This window comes from Nonomuraea sp. NPDC050153, from assembly GCF_044460125.1.
GTDB lineage: Bacteria > Actinomycetota > Actinomycetes > Streptosporangiales > Streptosporangiaceae > Nonomuraea.
Window position 1 is genome coordinate 255,073 of the sequence record NZ_JBITJQ010000015.1, and the last position, 25,164, is coordinate 280,236.

The following is a 25,164-nucleotide window of genomic DNA, read 5'->3' on the forward strand; positions in this document are numbered from 1 at the left end:
TCGGGGGATGCGGTGGAGGAGTCAGGCGATGCGGTGGGGGACGAACGAGGAGGTGTCATCGGTGATCAGGCCGGTCGTCTCCCTGATACCCAGCCCGGCGGCCGCGTCGGCGACCACCCAGGCGCCGAGCACCGGCCGCTGGCCCTCGAACTCGGGCAGCGCCTCGAAGCCCTGGAAGACGTACCCCTCCTGGCCGTAGACGCCCGGCGTCTCCTGGGTGCCCTCGGGAGTGACGATGCGCATGGAGGCGCCCTCCCTGCCCAGCAGCGGCTTGGCGATGTAGGAGGTCAGGTCGCGGGGGCCGTCGAGGTAGGCGGGCAGCAGGCTGGGGTGGCCGGGGTTGAGCTCCCACAGGATCGCCAGCAGCGCCTTGTTGGACAGCAGCGTCTTCCACAGCGGCTCGATCCAGGTGGAGTGCCGCACGGCGTGCCGCCCGAAGTCGTCGGCCAGCATCCACTCCCACGGGTAGAGCTTGAACGCCGAGCGGATCACGCGCTCCTCGACGTCCACGAATCGGCGGTTGAGCGAGTCCCAGCCGATGTCCTCCATGGCGACGGCGACGGTCTGCAGGCCCGCCTGCTCGGCGGTCTCCTGCAGGTACGCCACGGTCATGGCCTCCTCGCCCGTCTCGTCCATGTTCGTGAACGCGAAGTGGGTGGGCCCGGGCGGCAGCCGCAGCTCACGCCAGCGGTCGATGAGCCGCTCGTGCACGGAGTTCCACTGGTCGGCGCCCGGGTGGACGTCCTGCAGCCAGAACCACTGCACGACCGACGACTCCACGAGCGAGGTCGGCGTGTCCGCGTTGTACTCCAGCAGCCTGGCCGGGCCGGTGCCGTCGTAGCGCAGGTCGAAGCGGGCGTACAGGTGGGGGTCGCGGCGCTCCCATGAGCGCGCCACGTCGTCCCACGCCCACTCGGGGATCGCGAAGTCGGCGAAGCGCCGGGCCGAGACCACGTGCTCGACGGCGCGCAGGCACATCTCGTGGAGCTCCTCGACCTGCTCCTCCAGCGCCTCGACCTCGTCCATGGAGAAGACGTAATGGATGGACTCGTCCCAGTACGGTCTGCTCAACCCCGACGGGTGCGCCAGCCGGTGGTAGGCCAGGCCCTGGCCCTCGATCGTCTTCTCCCAGCCGTCCCTGGGAATGCCATGCTCACGGCGCACCTGTCAGCTCCCGCCGCCCCAGTGGTTGCCGAAGCCACCCCGCTGGATCTCTTTCCCCTTGCGGGTGTTGATGTTGACGTCGGACGGCCGGTACGTGGTGCCGTCGTGCACCTTGTTACCGGACCTGGTGCCCCCGTAGTACCACATGTACGCCCCGCGCGAGCCGCCGTAGACGTGGTAAGAGCCGTTGTCGTCATCGTCGCAGTAGTCGTCGTCGACGACCTCGTACGTGCCGTCCTCCAGTTGGATGACGCAGTCCGCGGTGACGTCGTCGTCGTCCTGGGTGGCCGCGCAGTATCCGACCAGCATGATGGACAGGACGCCGAGAATGGTCAACGGGATGGCCTTCGACGCCTTGCGGGCGGGCGGCGGTGGTGTGGGGTGGGTTTGCGGCGGTTGTGCCATCAAGATCCTGCTTTCATGGGCCGCTCAGCCTATCGGCGGCCCTCGTCCCCGTTCAATCCTTGTGGTCGTGGCCCCGGGTATGTTCGCTGACATGGAACCGGTTGAGGCCCTGCGCGAGATCGCCTTCCTGCTGGAGCGCGCCGGAGAGCCCACGTACCGCGTACGTGCCTTCCGCCGCGCCGCCCAGGTCGTCGCCGACCTGCCCGGGGACGAGCTCGTGCGGCTGGCCCGCACCGGTGGGCTCGGCGACCTGCCCGGCATCGGGAAGGTCACCGCCCTTGTGATCAACGAAAGCCTCGATGGACAGGTTCCTACGTATTTGCGGCGGATGCGGGCCACCGACGGCGTCCAGCTCGACGAGGAGACGGAGGCGCTGCGCAGCGCGTTGAAGGGCGACCTGCACAGCCACTCGGACTGGTCGGACGGCGGCTCGCCGATCGAGGAGATGGCCGGGACGGCCCGCGGGCTCGGCCACGACTACCTGGCGCTGACCGACCACTCGCCCCGCCTGACCGTCGCCAAGGGCCTCTCGGCCGAGCGCCTGGAACACCAGCTCGACGTGGTGGCCGAGCTGAACGAGCGGCTGGCCCCGTTCAGGATCCTGACCGGCATCGAGGTGGACATCAACCTGGACGGCTCCCTCGACCAGTCACCCGAGCTCCTGGAGCGGCTGGACGTGGTGGTGGCCAGCGTGCACTCCAAGCTGCGCATGGGCGGCGACGACATGACCCGCCGCATGGTCACCGCCATCGCCAACCCCCTGGTGGACGTGCTCGGCCACTGCACGGGGCGGGTGGTGCAGGCCGGCGGGAAGAGGGGCGTCAAGCGGCCGGAGTCGGAGTTCGACGCCGAGCTGGTCTTCGAGGCCTGCCGGCGGTTCGGGGTCGCGGTGGAGATCAACTCCCGGCCGGACCGGCTGGATCCGCCCAAGCGGCTGATGCGGCTGGCGTACGAGATGGGGTGCGTGTTCGCGATCGACTCGGACGCCCACGCGCCCGGGCAGCTCGACTGGCAACGCAACGGCTGCGAGCGGGCCGCGCGCTGCGGCATCGAGGCCGACCGCGTCGTCAACACCTGGCCGCTGGACCGCTTGCTCGACTGGACCTCCGCCTGATCAGGCGACGCGCGATCGCTCACCAAGGAACTGGTCTCGGGCCGGATCGACGCCGTCCTCGACGTCACCGAGCCCGAGATCCTCCCGGCGAACTCGCCGCTCTACGACCTGCCGAACGTCCTCCTCACCCCGCACATCGCCGGCTCGGTGGGCGGCGAGCTACGCCACCGGACCCGCTCGGCCCTCGACGAGCTGGAACGGTACGGCCGGGGGCTGCCGTTCGCGCACCCCGTCCGCGCCGACACGATCGGGCGCTCGGCGCGACACGAGAGTCACTGAAAGTCAAGGCTTGGCAAGCGCTTTCCGGGAGGCTAAAAACGTTCTCATCAAAGATCACTCCGCAGGAGTACGCCCGTGAGGCTTGCACTCATCGCCGCCGCGGTCACGCTGACCGTCTCGGCGACCCCCGCCGTGGCGGCCCCCCTCGACCCGGCCCCCGGACTCAAGTTCGACTTCGGCTCCACCTCCAGCCCGCTGGCCGACGGCTACACGCGCGTCGCGCACACCTCCCTCTACACCGCCGACCTCGGCTACGGCCTGGACCGGACGGTGGGCTTCCGCGACCGCGGCACCGCCGACCCGGTGACGCGTGACTTCACCGTCTCAGCCTCGTACGGCTTCGCCGTGGACGTCCCCAACGGCGAGTACGAGCTCACCGTGATCTCCGGGGACGCCATCGCCCCCAACGTCACCACACTCGCCGTGGAAGGCGAGGACCGCGGCACCATCACCGCGAGCACCGGCGCGTACGGCGACTACACCGGCACGGCCCTGGTCGCCGACGGCCGCCTCGACCTGGGCTTCGGCCGCGACGGCCGGGTGAACGCGGTCCTGATCAAGCCGGCCGGCGCGCCCACGGGGCTGGCCGCCACCGCGATCAGGGCGAGCGCCACCCCCAGCGTCACGCTGGCCTGGAACGCCACCGGCACCGCCGGCTACGAGGTCTACCGGGCGGCCGGCACCGCCGGCCCGTGGGCCAAGCTGGGCGCCACCTCCGCGCCGGCCTTCACCGACAGCACCCCTGAACTGGGCCTGACCTACGTCTACGCGGTCGCCGTGCCCGGCGGGACGCTGGGAGCGCCCCTCACCGTGACCGTCAAGGACGCCACGCGGCCCGCCCCGGCCGCGCCGGGCGGCCTGGAGCTGGTCACCGCCTCCGGCAAGAAGATCACGCTGCGCTGGCGGCCGGTCGAGGGCGCCATCCGCTACCACCTCTACCGGGACGACAAGCGCGTCGGCGTCGTGGCCGAGCCCCGATACACCGACGAGATCGTGCCCGGCGACCGGCACCGCTACCGGGTGGTCGCCGCCGGGACGGGCGGGTTGTCGGCCTCCTCGGACACGGTGACCTCGCCCGTCACCGCCTATCCGCTGCGCCGGATGACCAGGCTCGACCGGGGCCTGGTCGCCGTGCCGACCGGGCAGGGCACGCTGGTGAGCTGGCGGATGCTCGGCACCGACCCCGCCGAGGTGCGCTTCGAGCTCTACCGGGACGGGAAGCTCCTCACCACCACCGACAAGACGAACTACCTGGACAGCGGCACCGGCTCCTACACCGTCGCAGCGGTGCTGGACGGCCGGGCGGGACGCCGCTCGGCGGCGGTGCGACCCTGGGCGGCGCCGTACCTGAGCATCCCGCTGGACAAACCGGCCGGGGGAGTGACCCCGGCCGGCGGCGACTACGACTACCGCGCGAACGACGCGGCCGCCGCCGACCTGGACGGAGACGGCCAGTACGAGATCGTGCTCAAGTGGGACCCGTCCAACTCCAAGGACAACTCCCAGGGCGGCTACACCGGTGAGACCGTCTTCGACGCGTACGAGCTGGACGGGACCAGGCTCTGGCGGATCAACCTGGGCCGCAACGTCCGGGCCGGCGCGCACTACAGCCCGTTCCTGGTCGACGACTTCGACGGGGACGGGCGGGCCGAGTTCGTGGTCAAGACGGCGGACGGGACCGTCGACGGCGCCGGGACCGTGATCGGGGACGCCGCCGCCGACCACCGCACCACCGGCGGCCGGATCCTGAGCGGGCCCGAGTACCTGACCGTCTTCGACGGGCGCAGCGGCGCGGCGCTGGCCACCGTGGACTACGAGCCGGCCCGCGGCAACGTGGCCGACTGGGGCGACAGCGGCGGCAACCGTTCCGACCGCTTCCTGGCCGCCTCCGCCCACCTGGACGGCGTGCTGCCCAGCGTCGTCATGACCCGCGGCTACTACGCCAAGACCATGCTGGTGGCCTACGACTGGCGGGGCGGCAAGCTGACCAGGCGCTGGACCTTCTCCAGCTCCGACAACCCCGGGTACGGCGGCCAGGGCAACCACAACCTGTCCGTGGCCGACGTGGACGGCGACGGCCGGGACGAGATCGCCTACGGCGCGATGACCCTGGACGACGACGGCACCGGGCTCTACACCACCGGACTGGAGCACGGCGACGCCATGCACCTGGGCGACCTCGACCCGGCGCACCCCGGCCTGGAGATCGTCGGCGTGCACGAGCACACCGACATGCCGTGCGGGCTGGAGATGCACGACGCCGACAGCGGCGAGATCCTCTGGTGCGTCAAGACCGGCCAGGACACCGGGCGCGGCCTGACCGGCGACATCGACCCCGCGCATCCGGGCGAGGAGGTCTGGGCCTCCACCGGGGCCGGCCTCCGCACCGCCACCGGCGAGCTCCTCTCGCAGCAGACCCCGGCGATCAGCAACTCCATCTGGTGGGACGGCGACCTGTCCAGGGAGATCCTGGACCACGACTACTCCGCCGACAGGGCGGCGGGCGTGCCGACCATCGGCAAGTGGGACCCGGCCACGCGGACCACCGCCAATCTGCTCACCGCGACCGGCGCCTACTCCGACAACACCACCAAGGGCAACCCCTCGCTGCAGGCCGACCTCCTGGGCGACTGGCGTGAGGAGCTGATCGTCCGGACCGAGGACTCCACCGCGCTGCGGCTCTACGCCACGCCGTACCCGACGGATCACCGCTTCCGGACGCTCATGCACGACGCGGTCTACGAGGCCGGGGTCGTGTGGCAGAACGTCGGCTACAACCAGCCCCCGCACACCGGCTTCTTCCTGGGCAGCGGGATGTCCCAGCCGCCGGCGCCGTACCTGACCACGGGCTCCCCGCTCCAGGCCCGGCTCGAACTCCGGAAGGACAGGCTCGACGTGCAACTGCCCCGGCACGCCGCAGGTGGTCGCGCCGGGATCCTGGCGGGGACGGTCCGCGCGGTCGCCGACGGGAAGATCGTCGAGCTCGGCGCCAGGGCGCTCCCGCACGGCGGACTTCGCGTGGACGGCGCCGCCGTCGTGAAGGCCCTGACCGGCTACACCGGCACCGTCACCGTGACCGTCACCGGTCACCTGACGGACGGCCGTACCTTCACCGGCGAGGTGAAGATCCGCCCGTGACGCGCGGGACGGCTGGTGGGCGCCCGGTGGGCGCCCGGTGGGTGCCCGGTGAGTACCTGGTGGGTGCCTGGTCAAGGGCCGCCGCGGCAGGAGCGTCTGACCCGTCTCCCGGCGCCCACCAGCTCGGGCATGTCCTCGGGCATGTCTTCGGACACGTCGAGGTAGCGGAGCTTGTCGCGGATCTCGGCCGCCGTCGCCGGATCGACGACCTCGTGGACCAGGTCCAGGGCGAGTTGCCAGGACGCCCTGGCCGCGTCCCGGTCACCGGCCGCGCGGTGGCTGTCGCCGAGGTGGCGCAGGGTGCCGATCTCGTTGTAACGGTCGCCGACCTCCCGGTAGAGGGTCAGGGCGTGCTGGTAGTACACGACGGCCCGCTCGTACTCGCCCATCCGGTGCAGGGCGTAGCCGAGCCCGTCCAGGACACCCGCGTCGCCGTAGCGGTTGCTCAGGCCGTTCAGCTTGATCAGCGCCTGCTCGAGGTACGTGGCGGCCCGGCAGCCCTGGTCCAGCCTGATGTGGGTCCAGGCGAGCGCGTGCAGCATGCTGGCCTCGCCGGCCGGGTTGCCGGTGGCCGCGTACAGGTCGAGTGCCCGCTCGGCCGCCGCGATCGACTCCTCGTACCGTCCGACCTGGTCGAGCAGCCACGCGTGGGAGCGGTGGGCGGTGGCCAGCCCGCTCAGGTCGCCCAGTTCCTCGTGCAGCTCCAGCGAGCGCCGGATGCCGGACCAGGCCACGTCATAGTCGCCCAGCCGCGCGGAGGCGCGGGCCAGCGCCCGTTGGAGGTGCGCCTGCGCGGTCCTGTGCCCCAGCCGCTGGGCGGCGGCGAGCCCGAGGCGCTGTACGGTCGCGCAGTCGCTCCAGTGGCCCTGCTGGTCGAGGAAGCGCTCCAGCGCCCAGGCCAGTTGCCAGCTGTGCGCGTCGAACCCGCCCTGGGCCGCCAGCTCCACCACGGACATCAGCACGGGGTGCTCGGCCGTGAACCACGCCAGCGCCTGCCGGTCGTCGTCGAACTCCGGCACGGGCCCGGACAGCTCCGGCCGTACCCAGAACGGGGCGAACTTCCTGGCGGCCCCGTGCGCCTGCTGCGTGTAGTGGTCGAGCAGCCGCCGTACGGCCGCGTCCCGATCGTCGTCCGACTCCGCCACGAGCTCGGTGGCGTACGCGCGCAGCAGGTCGTGCGCGACGTAGCGGCCGGGAGCGTGCTCGGTGAGCAGGCTGGCCCTGGTCAGCTCGTTCAGCGGACGGCGTACGGGCTCACCCGCGAGAGCGGCGGCCGCCCCGGCGCTGACGTCCGGCCCCGGATGCAGCGCCAGCAGCCGGAACAGGCGGGCCGCCCCCGCGCCGAGCGACCGGTACGACCACGAGAACACCGCCCGCACGTCGACGGCCGGGTCGCCGTCCGCGAAGGCGTCCAGCGTCCCGGGCGTCTCGCGCAGCTCGGCGGCGATCGCGGAGAGCGGGAAGGCCGGGTTGGCGGCGGCGCGGGCGGCCACCACGGACAAGGCCAGCGGCAGGCCGCCGCACCGGTCGACGATCTCGTCCACCGCCTGCGGCTCCCGCTCGACCCGCTCCTCGCCGAGCCGCCGGGCCAGCGACTCCCGGGCGTCCTCGACCGGGAACAGGTCCAGCGTCATCGGCAGCGCTCCCTCCGTCGCCACCAGGCCCGGCAACCGGTCCCTGCTGGTGATCAGCACCAGGGAGCCCGGGCTGCCGGGCAGCAGCGGGCGTACCTGGTCGGCGTCGCGGGCGTTGTCCAGCAGGATCAGCACCCGGCGCCGGGCCAGCAGGCTCCGGTACAGCCCGACCTGCGCGTCCATCGCGACCGGGATCCGGTGCGGCGGCACGCCGAGCGCTTCCAGGAAGCTGCGCAGGGCCTCGGCGGGGTTCATGGCGGAGCCGAGGCGGTCGAAGCCGCGCAGGTTCACGTACAGCTGGCCGTCCGGGAAGCGGTGGGCCACCCGGTGCGCCCAGTGAACCGCCAGCGTCGTCTTGCCGACGCCCGCCATGCCGCCGATGGCGCTGATCACGACCGTCCTCAGCGCGTCGCCGTCGAGCAGAGCGAGGGCCCTGGCCAGGTCGGCCCGCCTGCCGGCGAAGACGGCGAGATCGGCAGGCAGCTGCGCGGGCCGCACCACGGCGACCCCTTCGGTTGTCGGCACGTCCGCCTCGTTCGGCACATGCTGTTGATCGGCCAGTACGTGCTGCTGCGCGGCGCGCAACTCGGGCCCCGGTTCGATGCCCAACTCCTCGGCGAGCTCGTCGCGGACCGCCTGCCAGGTGTCCAGCGCCTCAGCCTGGCGGCCGGTGGCGGCCAGGCCCAGCACCAATCTGGCCTGGAGCCGCTCGTCCAGCGGGTGCCGGGTGGCCGCCGCCCTCAACGCGGGCAGCAATCCGACCATCCCACCGTGTTCCAGCGCGAGGTCGGCCGCCGCCAGCGCGATCGTGATCCGCTCCTGCTCCAGAGCGGCGAACACCGGCCGGGACCGCAACTCGGCCGGAATGCCCGCCGCGGCCTCCCCCTGCCACTCGGCCAGCGCGTCCGCGTACAGCTTGACCGCTTCCTCGGGGGCGGCCGAACGGGCCCGCTCGGCCAGCAGGCGGAAGCGCAGCAGGTCGAGCGTGCCGGCGTCGGCCTTCAGCCGGTACCCGCCCGCGCTCCGGAGCAGCCAGTCGCCCTCCGCCCTGGGCGGCAGCCCCGGCTCCAGCAACCGGCGGAGGTTGCCCACGTACCTGTGGACGACGTTGACCGAGCTGGACGGCGGGTCCTGTCCCCAGAGGACGTCGACCACCTCGTCCAGGCTCACCGGCCGTCCGGCGAACGCCAGCAGGAGGGCGAGGAGGGCCCGTTGCTGCGGAGGACCGGAGTTCAGCTCGACGTCCCCTCGCCAGAGGCGCACAGGCCCCAGCACCGCGAACCGCATCGGCTGCATCCCCCTCCGTCGGGCATTGACCTTCGGGAGTATTTTTGACCGGCCATGCAATCGGATTGCAGCGGACTGAATATCCGGCAGCCCGAACTCGGAGAGAGCCGGTCTTCCGCGGGCGCTACACCAGGGTCTGGGGCCCGGTTCGTCACCTGGAGATGGAAGGTGGCAGCCCGGGGCAGCTCGCGCGGCCGACGCCGACGGAACTCTTCGCTCGGCACCATGACGATCATCCGGCAGGGTGAGTCGACGATGGGAGTGACCAGCTCCGGACGCAGTCCCAGCTTTCGGCGACGATGGGCCGCCCCGACACCAGGCCTCGCAGGTCGTCCAAAACCCACTCGAACCTCGCGGGCAAGCCGGCCAGGGTCTCGTCGGGGGTGGTGTTCACCCACACGGTGTCCGGGTAAGCATCCGCGACGGGCTCGCCAAGCCGCACTCGGCGGGCGATCCGACGGTCATGGTGCGCACACACGTAGTGGTAGGCGGTCAGGCCGTACCGGATCGCCAGCAGCCTGGCGAAGGCGCGGACCAAAGAAACAATCTTGTTCTGCCTTTGGAGACGACGAGAGCCACGTTCAAGGCGCCGATCGGCACCTCGGCTCATCCGACGGGCTCGTCCCGTGCCGGAGACGTGCGGGATCTCAGCTGTCTAGCGCTGCTTGAGGCGGAGTGCTTCTTTGCGGGTCTCGGCCTGGACGGACTGCTCGTGCTCCAGCCACGCCGGGTTCTCCGCTTTCAGCGCATCGATCTCAGCGGTGGTGAGCGGCCGGGTGATCCCGCCTCTGGCCAGGCCGGAAATGGAGACCCTGAGCTTCGCGGCGACGACCTGCTTGGGGTGCGGGCCGTTGCGGCGCAGGTCGACGAGCCAGGCGGGTGGCGTCGACTGCAACGCGTTCAGCTCGTCCCTGGAGACGACACCCGCCTGGAACTCGGCGGGAGTGGCCGAGAGGAGGACACCCAGCTTCTTGGCCGCGGTCTCGGGCTTCATCGTCTGGGTGGTCTTCGGTTTGGACGAGGTCATGGCACCAAGAGTAGTCAGTCGGAACGGGTTCCCCTGACATCGATACCCTGAGGTGGTGACTGATGGGAAGACCGGCATGGAGTTCCGGCTGGCGTACGTGCCCGGGGTGACGCCCGCGAAATGGGTCAACATCTGGACCGAGAGGATGCCCGATGTGCCGATCACCCTGGTCACGGTTCCCGCCGCCGAGGTGGTGGGGCTCCTGCGGGACGGCGGCGCCGACGCCGGATTCGTCAGGCTGCCGGTCGACCGGGACGGGCTCAGCGTGATCCCTCTCTACGTGGAGACCACGGTGGTCGTGGTGCCCAAGGACCACGCGGCGGCCGCCGTCGACGAGGTGCCCGTCGCCGACCTGACCGATGAAGAGGTGCTCCATCCTCTGGACGACACCATCGAGTGGACGGTCCGGCCCGGACTGCCCGCGTTCACCCGCCCGGCCACGACGGCGGACGCGGTCGAGCTGGTAGCGGCCGGCACCGGGCTGCTCCTGGTCCCGCAGTCGCTGGCACGCCTCCACCACCGCAGGGATCTCACCTACCGGCCGGTGCCGGACGCGCCGCAGTCTCAGGTCGCGCTGGCCTGGCCCACGGACGCGACCACAGACCTGGTGGAGGATTTCATCGGCATCGTCCGCGGCCGGACCGTGAACAGCTCGCGGGGCCGTACCCCCGCCTCCTCCGCGGAGAAACCGGCACAGCGGCAGGCACGGAAACCCGCGCAGAAGGGCTCCGGCAAGCGGGCCGTGCCGGCCGGCCGTAGAAAGAAGGGCAACCGGCCTCGATGACCTCAGTGCCGGTTGCGAACCGGAAACGGCCGACCCGGCCTCAGCCTCAGCTGACCTCGTAGCCGCGCTGGATCAGGGGGCGCTAGGGGGAACGTTCCGAAGTTTCAGATCCCTGGTGCACTCCCGCCGCCCGGCGAGGGTCAGCTACCGGGCGGTGGATATGCCTCGGGGTTCGTCTTGGGGTCGGGCCTCTTGCCCCACGACGGGTCGTCGATGACCTTGCAGGGCTTGTCCGGACCGGTGGTCAGGCGGCCGCCGAACGACCACAGCGCTCTGGGCTTTTCCGGGCCCGAGGTCTGGTCTGCGTTCTCGGTGAACTCCATGACGGCGGTCTGCCCCGTCTTGATGTGCTGCGGATCGATCCGCACCTCGCCGCGGCCCAGCCTGAACGCCTTGCCGTTCGGTGAGTTCTCGATCGCTTCCTCGATCCTCTTCCTGACCTCGGGGTCCTTGCTCTGGAGCTCTTCCTTGGAGAACGAGGGACCGGAGCCGGCATTCCCGCGGCCGGGGGCGCATCGGGTGCCGGGCTTGACGGAGGAGACGTCGGCGGTCAGCCCGAGTGCCGCCAGGTCCTTCTCCACCCCTGCGGGGTCCCTGAACTCGTTGATCTTCAGCGTGATCGTGCCGTCGGTGTTCTCGGTGATCGCGTAGGCCGGGGCCGACGATCCGTTCAGAAACGGGATCGCGACGGCCGCCGCCGCCGCGATCCCGGCCACCGCCGCTCCGGCGAGCAGCCGCCGCCGGCTCTGGCACGTTTCTGAGCGCGGCGGGCGCGGCGCAGCCTGGCCCTGGCGGCTCCCTGCCGGATGCCCAGAGCGATGGCCGTCTCGCTGATCGTGAGCTGGTCTATGACGACCAGTTCGAGCATCGCGCGATCACCGTCCGGTAGTCCGGCCATGGCCTGGAAGGCCGATCTGGCCAGGCTCTCCGCGTCGATCCGATCTTCGAGCTCGGCGACATCGTGGGAGTCGAGCGGCCTTCGTCCGCCTACGCGATCGGTCAGCTCGCCTCCGGTGTGCGCGGAGTCGAGCACCGCGAGGAACACCTCCGCCGCCAGGTCGGCGACGGTGTTCGGATTCAGCGACCCGGCGGGCGAGGAACGACGTGATCGCGTCGACATGGCGCCGGTAGAAGGCTTCGAAAGCGTCCGGGTCTGTAGCGATGTCCGCCCGTCTGCGACGCACCTGCCATGCTCCCTTCGTCTTGTTCACCCCTTCTTGGTCAGCAACCGGAAAACGTCATGAGAGTGAACAGGCGGGCCGAACGCGTCCACTGGAGGCACCCGGCTGACCTCCGGGATCGAGTCACAGGCCATATCGGCCCGGCAAGCGCGGTGGGGCCGCACGGATGCCGCGGCTGGGGGAGTGTCAAGCCCGGCTTCGCGTGTACGTTCGCCGTTCCCCGGTCATGCGTTGTCCCGCGGTCAGAGCCGGGCCGCTGGGTTTGCCTGAGTCGATGGTGTGTGAGGTGATCACCTCGGTGCCGGAGCGCTCCCGCCGCAGGCATGTGGCTTGAAGAGTCGCCCGTCTCCTGTGAGCGGAGCTGCCGGCGCCCACGCCACGCGGCGGAGCGGCGGCCGACCGCGGAGGGCCGCTGTGTGATGGTGAGGCCCGAGCCGCTGCCGCCTCCAAATCTGTATGCCCGGGATGGCAAGTCCCGCCGGTCGCTGAAGCTGCCTCGGCGCTGCGGGAAGCGTTTCGCCTGCTCAAGGAGGCCCGAGAGATCACTTGGATGAAGGCGGGAGACCGGTGGAAGGGCACGGACCTCGTGTTCCGCGCACGAACGGGACGCCTGTCACGACGCGAGTTCCGGAAGACAGTGGAGGCTGCGGGGCTCACCCGGGCAGGAGCGATCGCCTCGCGAGTCGCGGCATGGCTTCGTGCCTGTGCTGTCAGACTTCGGCGTCTCCATTGAGGGGCCTGCGGCTCCTCGCTTGCGAGAGTGGCCATTCGATCACTGGAGCCGGCGGTTTCGCTGCTCAGACCCAAACTCGGTGTGCACTCATGTGCATGAGCGTCGCGGATGTCACTCGATCTCTCTGCCGTCGTTCCGCCGGAAGGGGTAGCGGCACAGTCGTGTGGCACCCCCGGTCCCCGGTGCCAGGACCGTAAGGGGGCGGAGCGGCCCTCGCCGCCGACCTGGAGCTGTGACCTTCCGCTCTTGACCAGGCTCCCGCGACAGGGCTCGAAGCAGACTCTTGCCGTTTGATCGGGCCGCAGGGGGCTCCGCGGCGACGTCAGCCGGTCAAACGCGTTCGGACTCTTCCTCCCGTCTGGCTCCCATCGGACGCTTGGCCGATCACGCCTCTCGGGTTGTGAGCCAAGACAAATGGCTGCCGGCCATCGCCACGGCTCCACGATGATCCACACCGCAAGGCGCCGGTCGGCTCTTTATCGTCATGGTCGACCGAATGCGAATTGGTCGGAATGAACGTCGCGATATGTCTCGCAACATGCAAACAACGGCAAAATTGTTGTTTAATAATGCCTCTTTGGAGCTCGCCGGATTTGACTAATTGTTTTGGCTTATTGAGGTAAATGGGATAATCCTTGCGGGTATGTCTGCTTCTGTCCGAATGCCTGCGGAGGTGTGGGCGCCGGATTTCGCGTCGACTTACGCATGAATGGAACAGAAGCGCGTGAATACTGAAATTCGACAGTCGCGGGCGCCGCGCCATGGGCGTATCGCAACGCTAGCTCTGGCCGCTGCGGCCACCGGTATCATGTTCGTTCCGCTCGGCCAGGCAGTGGCGAGCGCGAGCGTCGACCTCACCGCCCTCCGGGCGGGTGCCGGGTACGTCTCAACGGAGAGGCCCGTGGAGTGCCCGCACCTCGTCTGGGGCGCGTGCGGTCCCTTCTCGTGGACCGTCGTCCACAACAAGTTCGTCCACAACAAGTTCGACGACAGCAAGTTCGACGACGCCAAGTTCGAACGCAGCAAGTTCAACGAGAACAAGTTTGACGAGAACAAGTTCGACCGGAACAAGTTCAACGAGAACAAGTTCGATGAGAACAAGTTCGACCGGAACAAGTTCAACGACAACAAGTTCGATGAGAACAAGTTCAACGAGAACAAGTTTGACGAGAACAAGTTCGACCGGAACAAGTTCGACGACAACAAGTTCAATGAGAACAAGTTCGACGACAGCAAGTTCGACCGCAGCAAGTTCGATCGGAACAAGTTCGACGACAGCAAGTTCGACCGCAGCAAGTTCGACCGGAACAAGTTCGACGACAGCAAGTTCGACCGGAACAAGTTCGACCGCAGCAAGTTCAATGAGAGCAAGTTCGACCGCAGCAAGTTCGACGACAGCAAGTTCGATCGGAACAAGTTCGACCGCAACAAGTTCAATCACAACAAGTTCAATGACAACAAGTTCGACCACCACAAGTTCGACCACCACAAGTTCGATCACGACATGAGTGACGGGATCTACTAAAGCAATATCGGCGATTGAGCCGAAGTTGTTCTCCCTCGCGTGAAAAGGCAGACGACAGATGCCGTGACGAATTAATTCGTCGCGGCATCTGTCGTCGTAGCGTCATTCGAGTCAGAGAGTGTGAGCAGATCGCGCGGCATGGCCGGAAGCGAGCCGGTGGGACCGTGGTTCCGGTCGCGTATCCCACCCTCGCAGGCTTGGGCTCAGGTCTCCGTCAGTGAAGCCTGGTGAAGCCGTGATTGGCGGTGCTCCGTCGGAGCGCCTGCACCACCACGACGGCTACAACACCATCACCCAAAACTCTTGTGGCGACATTCTATTCGAGACGGAGGTCAACAAGCTGCACGCCTGCGTCGGCGATAATGCCTACAGCGTCAATTCCCCAGATGGCGAGGGTCGTGACCACAGCGATGGCCTTTGCTGTATCGGCAGCTCCCGGGTGTCACAGGCGCTGACCGCCCTTCTGTGACGGACGCTCCAGAAGGGTGGCTGCGCATGACAAATACACCAGTCAGCTACCCAGGTCGACCTCGATGCTCCAATGGGTGTCAATCGGCCGAATCAAGATCGTTTGGGGCGCTGCCACATGGCACGAGGATGCGGTAGACCTCTCGGACGGCATAACGCTTGAGGCACCGGACGACCTCCTTTTTCGACCGGCCGTTCTTGGTACGGCGCTCAACGTAGTCACGGGTGCGCGGCCCCATCGCATCCGGCACAGCACGATGCGATACAACGCGGCAAGGGCATGGTACGCGGGCTGCTCGCCGCCACCGCCTTCCGCGTCAGAGCCCATTTTCTCTGACACACCTCGCCGCAGTGTGTCCGGATGCGTACCCGGTGGGCACGTCACGCGGAGAGGGCCGGTACGGCCGGAGGCGTGTCGAGGTCGTGGGCAGAACGGGCCGGCCAGACCACGGCCAGGACGCCGGCGACCGCCACGTCGTCGTCGACCTCCCACGGCACTCCGCTCAACCCGCCCGCCATCGTGAGCACGACGGGCAGCACGAGAGCGAGAATTCCGTACTTGGCGGCCGTCGTCCCACTACGCCCTCAGGACCAGCACGGTCCAGATCAGGGACGCGAAGCCGGTGACCAACGCGAGAGCTCCGGCTTCGTGCCCGGACAACGCCAACCCCGGGCCGACGGCAGTGCCCCCGTATCCCAGGAGGCCGCAGATCTGCAGGATGAGGACACGCCTTCGGGTACGTCCCACGACCGGAGAGAGCAGGAGCACGACCCCGAACATCGGCATGAGCGTTTCCACCGCTCCCCACAAGGACCAGGTCACCAGGAACGGATTGACCAGGGTTGACACTGCCGCGACGTACAGTGCCACGCGCAAGTGCCGTGTGTCCCGGTCCTGCTCCGCCGGCGGCCCGGTCAACGGCCCGCGCAGACACTCCCACAACGCCCAGGCCACCACCAGTCCCGCCAGGGTCAGCAGGAGCATATTCGGCCACGTCACCTGGATGCTCGCTTCCGGTGCCGCGAACAACGTCATCCACCACAACGCGCCGAGGTCGCCGGCGGCCGGTGCGACCACGACGGCGACGGCCAGTGCGCGGAGGTAGACGCCTGTGACTATGAGGGCGGGAACGCCCAAACGGTGACGATGGGATCTGACCGGGTCAGTGGTAGAGGGCTGCTCGGGCGGCACCTCTGATGGTCTCGGCCACGCGGTAGGCGGCTTGCTCCAACTCGGGCTGTATCTTCTCCACCTCCGCCGCCCCTACCTCCCCCTCCACGTACGGCAGTTGCCGCACCCGTTCCACCCGCAGGTACGTCGGCGGATGCGTGTCATCCACGCGGGTCTTCTCCTCGCGGGCGGCCTGGCGACGACGTTCGAGCGCCTCGTCCGGGATCGCGGCCACACTTGCCTGCAGTTTGTCCCAGAGATCCGATGCCCCCAAGACGACCGCGCTCGGTTCCAGGAAGTTCTCGGCCGAGGGCACGCGGGTGGTCAGCACATCGAGCATCGAGGCCATGGCCCGGGAGCCCGCCACGCGCGCGCCCAGTTCGTCCGCCCGGTATTCGGCACGCTGCGACGAGCGGTGCAGCAGTAGCTCCAATGCAAAGATGAGTACCCGTACGGGAAGACCGGCCAGCGCCAGCAGAGCCTGTGCGAAGAGATTGGCCAGACCATCCTCCTCGTGCCAGCCGAACCTCGTCACCTCGTGCAATTCCCTGAGGGAGTGCAGCGCGCTGCCCACGAAGAGCCCGTGCCTGGCGTCGCCGTTGCTGGAATGGGCCATCTCATGCGCGAGAACCGCGATGCGCTCCTGTGGTGTGAGGATCAGCCAGAGTGGATAGCCGATCATGACCAGGCGCCGGCGCCGCCATCCGTAGGTGCCGAACGCCGCGTTCACCATGCCGCCGAGGGCCACGGCGTCGGTTCTCGGCGCTCCCACCCCGGTGCCGATCCGGTCGACGAGAGCGTACAGATTCGGGGCTTCCTCTCGCGTCAGGGGCTGAATGTCGGCGGGGAAGCGGGGGATACGGGGGCGGACCAGCCACGCCAGGCCGAGGGCCACGGCACCGAGGCAGTAGGCGAAGATCGTCATGCGGAACAGCAGGTACACGCCGACGACGAGGAAGGTCGGGCCGATGAGGTGAACCAGGCAGGCCAAGGCATAGGAGGCGAAGCGTGCCAGGCCTACAGATAAGCCGGACGCTGAGACGGATTCAGAGGACATGACACAGCAACGTGCCAGAGCGCGGATGCGCTTGTCACTCACACCCCGTTTCCGTGATCGGAGATGGGGCTCTTGTCGCAGGTGGGCGGTGCTGGGTTCGAACCAGTGACCCCTCGCTTGCAAGCGGCACGGCCCGAAGGGCACATCAGCCCCCAGCGTCATCTCCCGGTGCGGTACGCTCTCGCGGCCCACGGCCGGCGACGGCGTCCGCGAGGGTCGCAGCCAGGTCTCCGTTCTCTGTAGTGTGCGGAAATGACAAGAAGCGAGCGGCTCGCGGAGCAGCTGGACCGGCACTGGCGCAAGAACCTGCGGCCACGGCTGGACGGTCTTGCCGATGAGGAGTACCTCTGGGAGCCGGTGCGCGACTGCTGGAGCATCCGCCCACGTGACACGTCGGCCGCACCGACGTCGGCAGGTTCGGGGGAGTGGACGATGGACTTCGCGTCCCCTGACCCGGTGCCGGCGCCGGTGACCACGATTGCCTGGCGGCTGGCGCACATCATCGTCTCGTGCCTGGGCTATCGGGTCGGATGGCACTTCGGCGGCCAGGACGTCGACTCCCAGACATTCGCCTACGCGGGGACCGCTGACGAGGCGCTGAAACAGCTCGACGAGATGTATGAGAGATGGAACGCGGGGGTCCGCGAGCTCTCGGACGCTGACCTGGAGAATCCGCCCACGGTGGGTCCCGAGCGGTTTCCCATGGAAGGCATCGTCCTGCACGTCAACAGGGAGCTGATCCATCACGGCGCCGAGATTTCCCTGCTGCGCGACCTCTACCGCTGGCAGGACGGAGTCGTACCGCGCCGAATATGACTTTTCGGTAACCGGCGATCGAGCTTCGGGAACTTACGGGGACTTCGTGACGCTCCGTGGCTGCTTGAGGCCTCACGATCTTTAACCGCCGTTCTGCGCAGGTAGAAGGCCCTGGCATGAGCATCCCGGGTGAGCGCCATGCCAGGGCCTTCTACCTGCATGTTCGAAGGGCCTTCGCCATCTTCGAACGTGCAGGTCGGAGGCTCTGGCATGGCTGTTCGTCAGGATGCTCGTGCTGGTCGCGGGCGACAGCCTGAGGTGCAGATCGTCTGGCAGGGCCGTTTTGCGGATTCCCGCCTGCGGCCGGGGCGGGCGTCCCTACGCTCCGGGCCATGACGAACCCCGAGATGCAGGAGCGGATCACGGTGCGCCGCGCGGAGCTGGACGGACTCGAAGAGGAGCTGGTCAAGCAGCTGTCCGAGGTACGGGCCGAGCGGGACGAACTCGCCGTGGCCGAGCGGCCGGCGGGCCGGTCGTGCAGGTGGCGGTGCGGGCGGTGCGGCTGGTCCCAGACAGCGCGCCGGGCGTGGAGGATGCGGCGCTGCCGCCGGAGCATCAGCGCATCATGGCCGCCGTGCGGCAGGCCGCGGGTCCGGTCGCCACCCGGGCCATCGGCGAGATGCTGGGGCTGGACACCGTGGTGCGCGGCAAGCTGGAGCCGCTGCGCGGGAAGCTGACGAAGCCGGCCGATCGCGGCTGGCTGCACAAACGGCCCGACGGGACGTTCACCGTCCGCCCATAACCAGGGCTTGAGCCGCGAGGGGTGAACGTAACTGCGGCGCCCCCGACGGTCGTTGGATTTGTGTGACGAAAACCAAAGAGCCCGCCGAGGGCGTCTCCCTTGCCTACCAGTGCCGTCTGAACCTGTCCACGAGCACCGTGGTCTACCTCGCCGACCTGCTGCGATCCCGCCTGAAAGCGATCCGTTCGCCGTTCAGGTCGCTGCGACCGGGCAGGATCGCAGTGCTCGTGCTGGCGATGCTGCGGCACGACCAGCGCCTGCTCGACCAGCACCTGCTCGACCTGACCGGCGGCAACCAGGTGCCCGAATCCACGCTGCGCCGCCGGCGCGACGAGATGATCGACCTACTCCCCGCCCGGCCCCGCGCCTGGACCGGGCCCTGCGCAAGATAGCCCGGCGAGGCGGCGAGGTCGTGCTCATCGACGGCACCCTGATCCCCGCCCAGCGACGCACCGGCACGGACAATCGGCCCAACTAACTCCGGCAAGCACCACCGCCACGGCCTGCACTTCCTCGCCCTGACTGACGAGAAGGGCAAGCTGATCGGGATCTCCGCCGCCCGGCCCGGACGCGCCCACGACGCCACCGCCGCCCGCCGCGACCACATCGTCGAGCACCTGAAGGCGGCCGGCCTCGCCGCCCTGGCCGACCTCGGCTTCCTCGGTGTCGACAAGCCCGACGACCCCGACGACCTGGTCATCGTCACCGGCTACAAGGCCGCGCGGCCAAACTCACCCCGGCCCACAAACAGGCCAACCGCATCCTCGCCGCCGCAGGTCGCAGGTGGCCGTGGACGGCATTCCCCGTCCGGACAGACGCCAGCAGCGGCCGGGAAGAGCCGGCCATGGGGTGTGCCGCTGCCCATCCGAGGGTGAAGCCGAGATCCGGTGGGGTGGTGCTCGAGCCCAGCGGAGTGCGCCGTGCTGAGTACGGCACGCGAGGACTACTTGCGGACGCAGATCGAGCACCGATTAGGTTTCCGCGCCGCGCCCGTCTGTACGTGTGAGATCGACTCACAGGAGGCTGGCACGATGCGGAAACTGATCTTCGGCATGAACGTGACCCTGGACGGCTACATCGCCGCGCCCGGCGACGACATCGGCTGGAGCGGGGTGCCGAGCGACGAGCTGTTCCAGTGGTGGCTCGACCAGGAGCGGGCGAGCGAGATGTCGCTGTACGGGCGCAAGCTGTGGGAGGCGATGAGCTCCTACTGGCCGACCGGCGACCAGCAGCCCGACGCCACCCCGGCGAAGATCGGGTTCGCGCGGAACTGGCGGGACACGCCGAAGGTGGTGTTCTCCTCGACGATCGACAAGGTCGACTGGAACACCCGCCTGGTCACCGGCGACGCGGTCGCCGAGATCACCCGGCTCAAGGCCGAGGACGGCGGCCCGATGAGTATCGGCGGCGCGACGCTCGCCGGGGCTGCCATGCGGGCCGGGCTGATCGACGAGTACGCCCTGGTCACCTACCCGGTCCTGGTGGGCGGCGGCACGCCGTTCTTCACGGCGCTGGACAGCTGGGCGAACCTGAACCTGGTGGAGACGCGGACGTTTCCCGGCGGTGTGGTGCTGACCCGATACGAGACGAGGCGATGAGCACGGGCCAGATGCTCGGCTCGTGAGGCCAGGTCGAAACCCTTCCTGACGTGCTCACCGTGATCCTCGGCGATCCTCGGCTTCGAGGCAACCTTCCCCCGGCCCCTTCGTCGCGTTCCGAGTGAGGTGTTGACCGACTCGCTGGAGATGAGGACGACGGCGTCGTCGACCGTGACGAATTCTTCGGGGCGTGAAGACGCCCCGTCGGCAACGCCGGGGGCGATGGTGTTCTCGTTGTCGCGTTGGGTTGCGCAGGTCGGGTCATTCCACGTGATTTCGGTGACCCGGCCCGTGCGCTGGACTCGTCGACGAGCGGGACTTTGTGATCACAGTGTCGGGGGCAGGCCCAGCCATGGTTTGTCGGTGGCGTCGAATCCGGTGAGCTCGGCGATCTTCCCGTCGGCGATGTGCAGGACCGCGATGTTCAACAGCCGGTACTCCGGGTCGTCGGGGGTGCGGAGGTACAGCGCGGCGCCAGGCATGCGATTGACCGTCGTGGTGATACAGCGCCAGTCGTCGTAGCCGCGCTGGAAGAGCCCACCGGAGACCCAGCCGTCCACCGAGTCCTTGGCCCCCATGATCACGGTGCCCGGATCGGGCAGCATCGCGAAGCGCAGGTCGTCGCGCAGCAGGGCCATCAACCCGTCGAGGTCGTTGCGCTCATGGGCGTCGATGTAGGACTTAACCACGCCGCGCTCGTCATCCGTCAGCTCGTGCGTGGCAGGGCTCCGCCAGTCGAGGCGGCGGTCGGGTAGTTGCTCGCGCATCGTCACGCGCGCCCGCTGCAGTGCGCTGGTCACCGATGCGACGGTCAGCTCGAGGGCGTCGGCGGCCTTCGACGCCGGCCAGCCGAGGACGTCGCGCAGGATGAGCACTGCCCGCTGCCGCGGCGGCAGGTGCTGGACGGCGACGATGAACGCCAGCTCGATCGTCTCCCGCGCCACCACCGATTCCTGCGGGTCCTCGGGCAGCATCCGGTCGGGGTACGGCTGCAGGTACGGCACCTCGGAGCCGGGGTCCGGCAGCCCGGACGGTACGGGTGTCCGGTCGTTGCGCTTCTCCAGGAAGTCGAGGCAGGCGTTCGTCGCGATCCGGTACAGCCAGGTCCGCAGCGCGGCGTGGCCCTTGAACGACTTCCGCTTTTCCCACGCTCGCAGGAACGTCTCCTGCGTCACGTCCTGGGCGTCCTCGTAGTTCGCGAGCATCCGGTAGCAGTGCACCTGCAGCTCACGCCGGTGGCGCTCCGTGATGAGTGCGAACCGCGTCGTGTCGCCTGAGCGGGCCGCCGCGATGAACGTGGCCTCATCGGCGCCCAGCGGTCTGGCGTCGGTCATGGTCATCAATCCTTTCACCTGTGCGAGGGCTACCAGAACTGACGACATGGCGGAGGATTTCTGATCGGTGAAGCCGTGGGCAGGTCAGCGATGAAGGCCCGGTTGGTCTGCTCGATCGTGGGGATAGAGACATAAGCCGCTGACTGGACACGTACCCACGCCCTCCGTGCCCCGTGCGGCCGGCAACGGCACCTGCGTCAGGACGACGTCGTCGCCGACGCGGCGAGGAGCAAGAGTCAAGACCTGCGGACGAAGATCTTTTAGGCGGCTTCGGGTTGGGGGTGTTCGTCGGGTCGTTCGACGAGCTACGCCGACACGCATGTGATCCCCGCCCTCGGTGCCCGCAAGCTGCGGGATCTGTCCGTGGAAGACCTCGACAAGTGGCTGGCCGGTAAGGCGGGCGAACTGGGCACCCGGTCACTCAAGCTGATCCACGGCATCCTCAACCGGGCGGTCAAGAGTGCGATGCGTCGCGACAAGGTCAAGCGGAACGTCGTGGACCTCTGCGACATCCCGGAGGGACGCGCCGGTCGTCCTTCCAAGGCGCTGACGCTGGCTCAAGCTCTCGCCGTCCTCACGCAGGCAGAGAAGAGCGGCGAGCGCATGCGGGCCTACATCGTCCTCTCACTCCTGATCGGCGCTCGTACGGAGGAGCTGAGGGCGCTGCTCTGGTCGCACGTCGTGGCCTACGACGAGGCTCGGGCCGCGTGGCTGCCGGTGGGGGAGACGGGCTGGGAGCACGAGGAGTTCGCGATCTACGTCTGGCGGTCCGTCCGGCAGAAGGGCGGCACCAAGACGGTGAAGTCCCGCCGGTCGCTCAAGCTGCCCCGGCGCTGTGTGGATGCGCCGCGCCTGCTCAGGGAAGCTCAAGAGATCGCTCAGGAGAAGGCGGGGGACCGGTGGAAGGGCACGGATCTAGTGTTCTGCACGCGGACCGGCACGCCCGTGACGGCTCACAACGTACGGTGAATGGGCGGTGGCGGCGGCTTTGAGACGACTGGCAAGTCGCTCGACCAGGAGGCTTGTGACGTCGGCGGCGCCGGATGGGGAGCGCCTCGGCATCACGTCGATCGGGAACCGTCAGGGCGAGATGCTCGCACCGTCGGCTCCGGGGACCGGCCTCTCGGTGGCGACGCGTCTGGAGATGCCGAATCGGAACAGAAGGCGCGCAGCACCGCGACATCACAGGCCAATGCACGGGTGAAGTGGCGGTATTGAGAGCATGCGGTATGTCGTCTCCCGAGGCGGTCGATGCAGCCGGAAACCGGCGGAGGCGAGTTCCCGCCGGCCTTTTGCGTTCGTTGATCTTGGCGTCGGCGTACACGTACAGTGCGGAGAAGCTTCCGCGACGAGAAACGAGGTAGGCATCCGAATGCAGGCGATGGCCGACGGCGCTGGGATGCTGTCCGATGAGCGGCTGACTGCGTACAGCGCCGTTTCCACGTCCCTGGCCCTGCGCAGTGATCGAGGATTGGGCGAGCTTGTGGACACCGCTGCACCGCTCGGTTCCGGTATCGGTGGGAGGTCGGCGCTACTGGAGGTTGCAGGTACGCCGGTCTTCGTGAAGCGGGTCCCCCTGACAGAGGTGGAGCTTCGCCCTGACCATGTTCGGTCTACGGCGAACGTGTTCGGGCTGCCTGTCTTCTGTCAGTACAACATCGGCGGGCCAGGTGGCGGGGCGTGGCGGGAGGCTGCCGTCCACACAATGACCACCAACTGGGTGCTCTCAGGGCAGTATCAGGGGTTTCCGCTGATGTATCACTGGCGGGTACTGCCGGACGCGGCACCGGCTCTTCCGAAGGAGCTTGCCGACGTGGATAGGGTCGTGTCCTATTGGGGAGGCGGGCCGGAGGTACGTCGCCGTATCGAGGCCCTCGCGGAGTCTCCGGCGAGCCTCGTGCTGTTCCTGGAGTACATCCCACAGACGCTGCACGAGTGGCTCACCGAGCAGGTGCGAGTCGGCGACGAGGCGGTCGGCCGGGCCTGTGCTCTGGTCGAGAGGGAACTGGAGGCCGGCACCTCCTTCATGAACGACCGCGGTCTCCTGCACCTTGATGCCCACTTCCAGAACATCCTGACTGACGGCCGGCGCCTCTATTTCGCCGACTATGGCCTGGCTCTGTCGTCCCGCTTCGACTTGAGCCCCGCCGAGGCCGACTTCTTCGAGAGGCACCGAACGTACGATCGCGCGTACACACTCAGTTACTTGGTGAACTGGCTGATCATGGGCCTGCATGGGTACGGGCGGGAGGAACGGGAGGCGCTGATTCGCGCGTGTGCCGAAGGGGCGCCGGCTCCTGCGGGTCCGCCAGAGGTTATGGCGACCCTTGGCCGTCACGCACCGCTTGCGGCAGTCGTGACGGACTTCATTGGGAGGTTGGAACGCGAGAGTCGAGAGACTGCGTACCCGCTGGCGGCAATCCACCAGATCTTCGAGTCGCGTTACAGCTGAGCCTGCCCGAATGCCGCCTGACGTGCCCGCCAGTCAATGCGCGTTGGCAGTTGGTCGGCAAGCAGATCGATAGCGCGGCTTGGCTCTGTGCGGCAGTGCGGCGCCTGGTCGGTGGGTTTGGGGTGTACGGCGGGGCCGCCGTACGGCGATGCCCCGCGCGGCGCTCGCGCGCGCACGGCCCCCAGGCCGCACGCGCAGCGCGAGGACGGTGGCGCGGGGCGTACGGCGGCGCGCCGCGCCGCCGCTTGACCTCGCGGCCGGGACCGTCAGCGTTCGGCAACAGCATGTCGAACTCGACACGGGCGAACTCCTCGTCGGCCCGCCCAAGTCCCGTGCGGGAGTCCGTACGGTCGCAATCCCGGAAGCGATCATCTCGGCACTGCGAGACCACCTCGACCAGTTCACCGCCCCAGAGGTCGACGCGCTGATCTTCACTGGCTCGCGGGGTGGCATCCTCCGCCGGAGCAACTTTCGGTGGGCATCCAAGTGGGACGAGAGCACGAGAAAGATCGGCTTTCCGGGCCTGCACTTCCATGATCTCCGACACGCCGGCGACACGATCGCCGCGAGCTCCGGCGCGAGCCTCAAAGATCTCATGCAGCGCATGGGCCATGACTCGGTTCGGGCGGCGCTGATCTACCAGCACAGCATGGGGAGGCTGACCGCAAGATCGCGGACAACTCCAATGGATCTTCAAACGGGCTCTCTCGCACCAGCTATTGGCACGTTAATGGCACGAAGCCCCGTTTCCATGATCGGAAACGGGGCTGTTCTACGAGGTGGGCGGTACTGGGTTCGAACCAGTGACCCCTCGCTTGTAAGTCAATCCGGGTGGGGGCGGGATCACCAGCCATACCCGCTCCCACCTGGGCGAACAATCCACGGAAGTCCACCGGCGTCAGCCGCTGTCCGGGGCGGTTGTCACTCAGTTGGTCACCCAGGCACATGACCTCAGGAAGACCGTCGCCGCTCCCGGGAAAGGCGCGGACCCACTGGACGGCCGCCATCATGACACCAACTGACCAAGGGAGTCATGATGAGAGGCTCGCACGGGGGTTCGACCGGCTTGCGCAACACGGCTCGATCTACGACGTCTCCTGTGTCACCTTCGCCCGGCCCCTGCCATCGATGCCTGGTCAGCGCTACTTATCAGGTGTGTCCTCCTGTGTGTCCAGTAGTGATTGGTGGTTGATCGAAATGAGTGATTGACGATCGGTTGCGGAAGCTCGTCGTCGCTTGCCGGTGGAAGTCCGGT

24 protein-coding genes and 1 pseudogene are annotated in these 25,164 nt (G+C 68.5%); 15 read left to right on the top strand and 10 right to left on the bottom strand.

Annotation, left to right across the window (positions count from 1 at the left end):
- Positions 1-21: 21 nt before the first annotated feature.
- Together ACIBQ1_RS33065 and ACIBQ1_RS33070 are read right to left on the bottom strand one after the other, a co-directional pair.
- On the bottom strand, positions 22-1,164 hold the full coding sequence (locus tag ACIBQ1_RS33065) for a glutathionylspermidine synthase family protein (protein WP_397283211.1): 1,143 nt from the start codon (positions 1,162-1,164) through the stop codon (positions 22-24).
- A gap of 3 nt (positions 1,165-1,167) precedes the next feature.
- The gene (locus tag ACIBQ1_RS33070; RefSeq protein WP_397283212.1) at positions 1,168-1,569 is read right to left on the bottom strand and encodes a hypothetical protein; all 402 of its coding nucleotides are present in this window, start codon (positions 1,567-1,569) and stop codon (positions 1,168-1,170) included.
- Between the two features lie 91 nt (positions 1,570-1,660).
- Between ACIBQ1_RS33070 and ACIBQ1_RS33075 the strand changes: the two genes are divergently transcribed.
- The 4 genes and pseudogenes from ACIBQ1_RS33075 (at position 1,661) to ACIBQ1_RS33090 (ending at position 6,100) form a co-directional block, all read left to right on the top strand.
- Positions 1,661-2,683 carry a PHP domain-containing protein gene (locus ACIBQ1_RS33075; protein WP_397283213.1) on the top strand — a complete coding sequence of 341 codons (1,023 nt, stop codon included), beginning with the start codon at positions 1,661-1,663 and terminating at the stop codon, positions 2,681-2,683.
- A gap of 18 nt (positions 2,684-2,701) precedes the next feature.
- Positions 2,702-2,812, top strand: a pseudogene (locus ACIBQ1_RS33080) (NAD(P)-dependent oxidoreductase); the annotation flags it as partial.
- Positions 2,813-2,830: 18 nt separating this feature from the next.
- Entirely contained in the window at positions 2,831-2,962 is a 132-nt protein-coding gene (locus tag ACIBQ1_RS33085) for a hypothetical protein (protein ID WP_397283214.1), read from the top strand.
- A gap of 75 nt (positions 2,963-3,037) precedes the next feature.
- On the top strand, positions 3,038-6,100 hold the full coding sequence (locus ACIBQ1_RS33090; RefSeq protein ID WP_397283215.1) for a hypothetical protein: 3,063 nt from the start codon (positions 3,038-3,040) through the stop codon (positions 6,098-6,100).
- A 71-nt stretch (positions 6,101-6,171) separates the two neighbouring features.
- On the opposite strand, the gene ACIBQ1_RS33095 is transcribed toward ACIBQ1_RS33090, so the two are convergent.
- A complete protein-coding gene (locus tag ACIBQ1_RS33095) occupies positions 6,172-9,030 on the bottom strand; it encodes an AfsR/SARP family transcriptional regulator (RefSeq protein WP_397283216.1) in 2,859 nt (952 codons plus the stop codon).
- Between the two features lie 646 nt (positions 9,031-9,676).
- Complete coding sequence (locus tag ACIBQ1_RS33100; protein WP_397283217.1) at positions 9,677-10,048, bottom strand: DUF5997 family protein; 372 nt, start codon at positions 10,046-10,048, stop codon at positions 9,677-9,679.
- Positions 10,049-10,103: 55 nt separating this feature from the next.
- Here ACIBQ1_RS33100 and ACIBQ1_RS33105 point away from each other — a divergent pair, with 55 nt between their 5' ends.
- Positions 10,104-10,832 (top strand): LysR family substrate-binding domain-containing protein, encoded by a 729-nt coding sequence (locus ACIBQ1_RS33105; RefSeq protein ID WP_397283218.1) that lies wholly within the window; start codon positions 10,104-10,106, stop codon positions 10,830-10,832.
- Between the two features lie 140 nt (positions 10,833-10,972).
- Here ACIBQ1_RS33105 and ACIBQ1_RS33110 read toward each other — a convergent pair whose 3' ends face one another.
- Positions 10,973-11,548 carry a hypothetical protein gene (locus ACIBQ1_RS33110; protein ID WP_397283219.1) on the bottom strand — a complete coding sequence of 192 codons (576 nt, stop codon included), beginning with the start codon at positions 11,546-11,548 and terminating at the stop codon, positions 10,973-10,975.
- The gene (locus ACIBQ1_RS33115) at positions 11,503-11,952 is read right to left on the bottom strand and encodes a sigma factor-like helix-turn-helix DNA-binding protein (RefSeq protein WP_397283220.1); all 450 of its coding nucleotides are present in this window, start codon (positions 11,950-11,952) and stop codon (positions 11,503-11,505) included. The genes ACIBQ1_RS33110 and ACIBQ1_RS33115 overlap by 46 nt, the downstream gene beginning before the upstream one ends.
- A gap of 1,503 nt (positions 11,953-13,455) precedes the next feature.
- On the opposite strand from ACIBQ1_RS33115, the gene ACIBQ1_RS33120 reads away from it, so the two are divergent.
- Together ACIBQ1_RS33120 and ACIBQ1_RS33125 are read left to right on the top strand one after the other, a co-directional pair.
- Entirely contained in the window at positions 13,456-14,271 is an 816-nt protein-coding gene (locus ACIBQ1_RS33120) for a hypothetical protein (RefSeq protein ID WP_397283221.1), read from the top strand.
- Between the two features lie 217 nt (positions 14,272-14,488).
- Positions 14,489-14,740: a hypothetical protein gene (locus ACIBQ1_RS33125; protein ID WP_397283222.1), complete on the top strand. Its 252-nt coding sequence runs from the start codon at positions 14,489-14,491 to the stop codon at positions 14,738-14,740.
- 380 nt (positions 14,741-15,120) lie between these two features.
- On the opposite strand, the gene ACIBQ1_RS33130 is transcribed toward ACIBQ1_RS33125, so the two are convergent.
- From ACIBQ1_RS33130 to ACIBQ1_RS33140, 3 genes are read right to left on the bottom strand one after another with little or no spacing between them, the layout of a single operon-like run.
- A complete protein-coding gene (locus ACIBQ1_RS33130) occupies positions 15,121-15,279 on the bottom strand; it encodes a hypothetical protein (protein WP_397283223.1) in 159 nt (52 codons plus the stop codon).
- A 37-nt stretch (positions 15,280-15,316) separates the two neighbouring features.
- A complete protein-coding gene (locus ACIBQ1_RS33135) occupies positions 15,317-15,877 on the bottom strand; it encodes a hypothetical protein (RefSeq protein ID WP_397283224.1) in 561 nt (186 codons plus the stop codon).
- Between the two features lie 25 nt (positions 15,878-15,902).
- On the bottom strand, positions 15,903-17,009 hold the full coding sequence (locus ACIBQ1_RS33140) for a M48 family metallopeptidase (RefSeq protein WP_397283225.1): 1,107 nt from the start codon (positions 17,007-17,009) through the stop codon (positions 15,903-15,905).
- 210 nt (positions 17,010-17,219) lie between these two features.
- Between ACIBQ1_RS33140 and ACIBQ1_RS33145 the strand changes: the two genes are divergently transcribed.
- From ACIBQ1_RS33145 to ACIBQ1_RS33165, 5 genes are all read left to right on the top strand, one after another.
- Positions 17,220-17,783, top strand: a complete 564-nt coding sequence (locus ACIBQ1_RS33145; protein WP_397283226.1) for a DinB family protein — start codon at positions 17,220-17,222, stop codon at positions 17,781-17,783.
- A gap of 496 nt (positions 17,784-18,279) precedes the next feature.
- On the top strand, positions 18,280-18,525 hold the full coding sequence (locus tag ACIBQ1_RS33150; RefSeq protein ID WP_397283227.1) for a hypothetical protein: 246 nt from the start codon (positions 18,280-18,282) through the stop codon (positions 18,523-18,525).
- A gap of 62 nt (positions 18,526-18,587) precedes the next feature.
- Positions 18,588-18,917 carry a hypothetical protein gene (locus ACIBQ1_RS33155; protein WP_397283228.1) on the top strand — a complete coding sequence of 110 codons (330 nt, stop codon included), beginning with the start codon at positions 18,588-18,590 and terminating at the stop codon, positions 18,915-18,917.
- Between the two features lie 72 nt (positions 18,918-18,989).
- Positions 18,990-19,400 (top strand): transposase family protein, encoded by a 411-nt coding sequence (locus ACIBQ1_RS33160; protein ID WP_397283240.1) that lies wholly within the window; start codon positions 18,990-18,992, stop codon positions 19,398-19,400.
- Between the two features lie 156 nt (positions 19,401-19,556).
- The gene (locus tag ACIBQ1_RS33165; protein WP_397283229.1) at positions 19,557-20,123 is read left to right on the top strand and encodes a dihydrofolate reductase family protein; all 567 of its coding nucleotides are present in this window, start codon (positions 19,557-19,559) and stop codon (positions 20,121-20,123) included.
- A 326-nt stretch (positions 20,124-20,449) separates the two neighbouring features.
- Here ACIBQ1_RS33165 and ACIBQ1_RS33170 read toward each other — a convergent pair whose 3' ends face one another.
- Positions 20,450-21,457 (bottom strand): RNA polymerase subunit sigma-70, encoded by a 1,008-nt coding sequence (locus ACIBQ1_RS33170; RefSeq protein WP_397283230.1) that lies wholly within the window; start codon positions 21,455-21,457, stop codon positions 20,450-20,452.
- Positions 21,458-21,820: 363 nt separating this feature from the next.
- Between ACIBQ1_RS33170 and ACIBQ1_RS33175 the strand changes: the two genes are divergently transcribed.
- The 3 genes from ACIBQ1_RS33175 to ACIBQ1_RS33185 all read left to right on the top strand — a co-directional run bounded on the left by ACIBQ1_RS33175 (position 21,821) and on the right by ACIBQ1_RS33185 (position 24,858).
- Positions 21,821-22,426 carry a hypothetical protein gene (locus tag ACIBQ1_RS33175; RefSeq protein ID WP_397283231.1) on the top strand — a complete coding sequence of 202 codons (606 nt, stop codon included), beginning with the start codon at positions 21,821-21,823 and terminating at the stop codon, positions 22,424-22,426.
- A 412-nt stretch (positions 22,427-22,838) separates the two neighbouring features.
- A complete protein-coding gene (locus ACIBQ1_RS33180; protein WP_397283232.1) occupies positions 22,839-23,909 on the top strand; it encodes a protein kinase family protein in 1,071 nt (356 codons plus the stop codon).
- 148 nt (positions 23,910-24,057) lie between these two features.
- Positions 24,058-24,858: a tyrosine-type recombinase/integrase gene (locus ACIBQ1_RS33185; protein WP_397283233.1), complete on the top strand. Its 801-nt coding sequence runs from the start codon at positions 24,058-24,060 to the stop codon at positions 24,856-24,858.
- The last annotated feature ends 306 nt before the right edge of the window (positions 24,859-25,164 follow it).

Excerpts from the sequence above, each read along its gene's own strand:
- ACIBQ1_RS33070 (WP_397283212.1), bottom strand. The coding sequence starts at position 1,569 with ATGGCACAACCGCCGCAAACCCACCCCACACCACCGCCGCCCGCCCGC.
- ACIBQ1_RS33075 (WP_397283213.1), top strand. The coding sequence starts at position 1,661 with ATGGAACCGGTTGAGGCCCTGCGCGAGATCGCCTTCCTGCTGGAGCGC.
- ACIBQ1_RS33095 (WP_397283216.1), bottom strand. The coding sequence starts at position 9,030 with ATGCAGCCGATGCGGTTCGCGGTGCTGGGGCCTGTGCGCCTCTGGCGA.
- ACIBQ1_RS33100 (WP_397283217.1), bottom strand. The coding sequence starts at position 10,048 with ATGACCTCGTCCAAACCGAAGACCACCCAGACGATGAAGCCCGAGACC.
- ACIBQ1_RS33115 (WP_397283220.1), bottom strand. The coding sequence starts at position 11,952 with ATGTCGACGCGATCACGTCGTTCCTCGCCCGCCGGGTCGCTGAATCCG.
- ACIBQ1_RS33120 (WP_397283221.1), top strand. The coding sequence starts at position 13,456 with ATGGAACAGAAGCGCGTGAATACTGAAATTCGACAGTCGCGGGCGCCG.
- ACIBQ1_RS33145 (WP_397283226.1), top strand. The coding sequence starts at position 17,220 with ATGACAAGAAGCGAGCGGCTCGCGGAGCAGCTGGACCGGCACTGGCGC.
- ACIBQ1_RS33165 (WP_397283229.1), top strand. The coding sequence starts at position 19,557 with ATGCGGAAACTGATCTTCGGCATGAACGTGACCCTGGACGGCTACATC.
- ACIBQ1_RS33170 (WP_397283230.1), bottom strand. The coding sequence starts at position 21,457 with ATGACCGACGCCAGACCGCTGGGCGCCGATGAGGCCACGTTCATCGCG.
- ACIBQ1_RS33180 (WP_397283232.1), top strand. The coding sequence starts at position 22,839 with ATGGCCGACGGCGCTGGGATGCTGTCCGATGAGCGGCTGACTGCGTAC.
- ACIBQ1_RS33185 (WP_397283233.1), top strand. The coding sequence starts at position 24,058 with ATGCCCCGCGCGGCGCTCGCGCGCGCACGGCCCCCAGGCCGCACGCGC.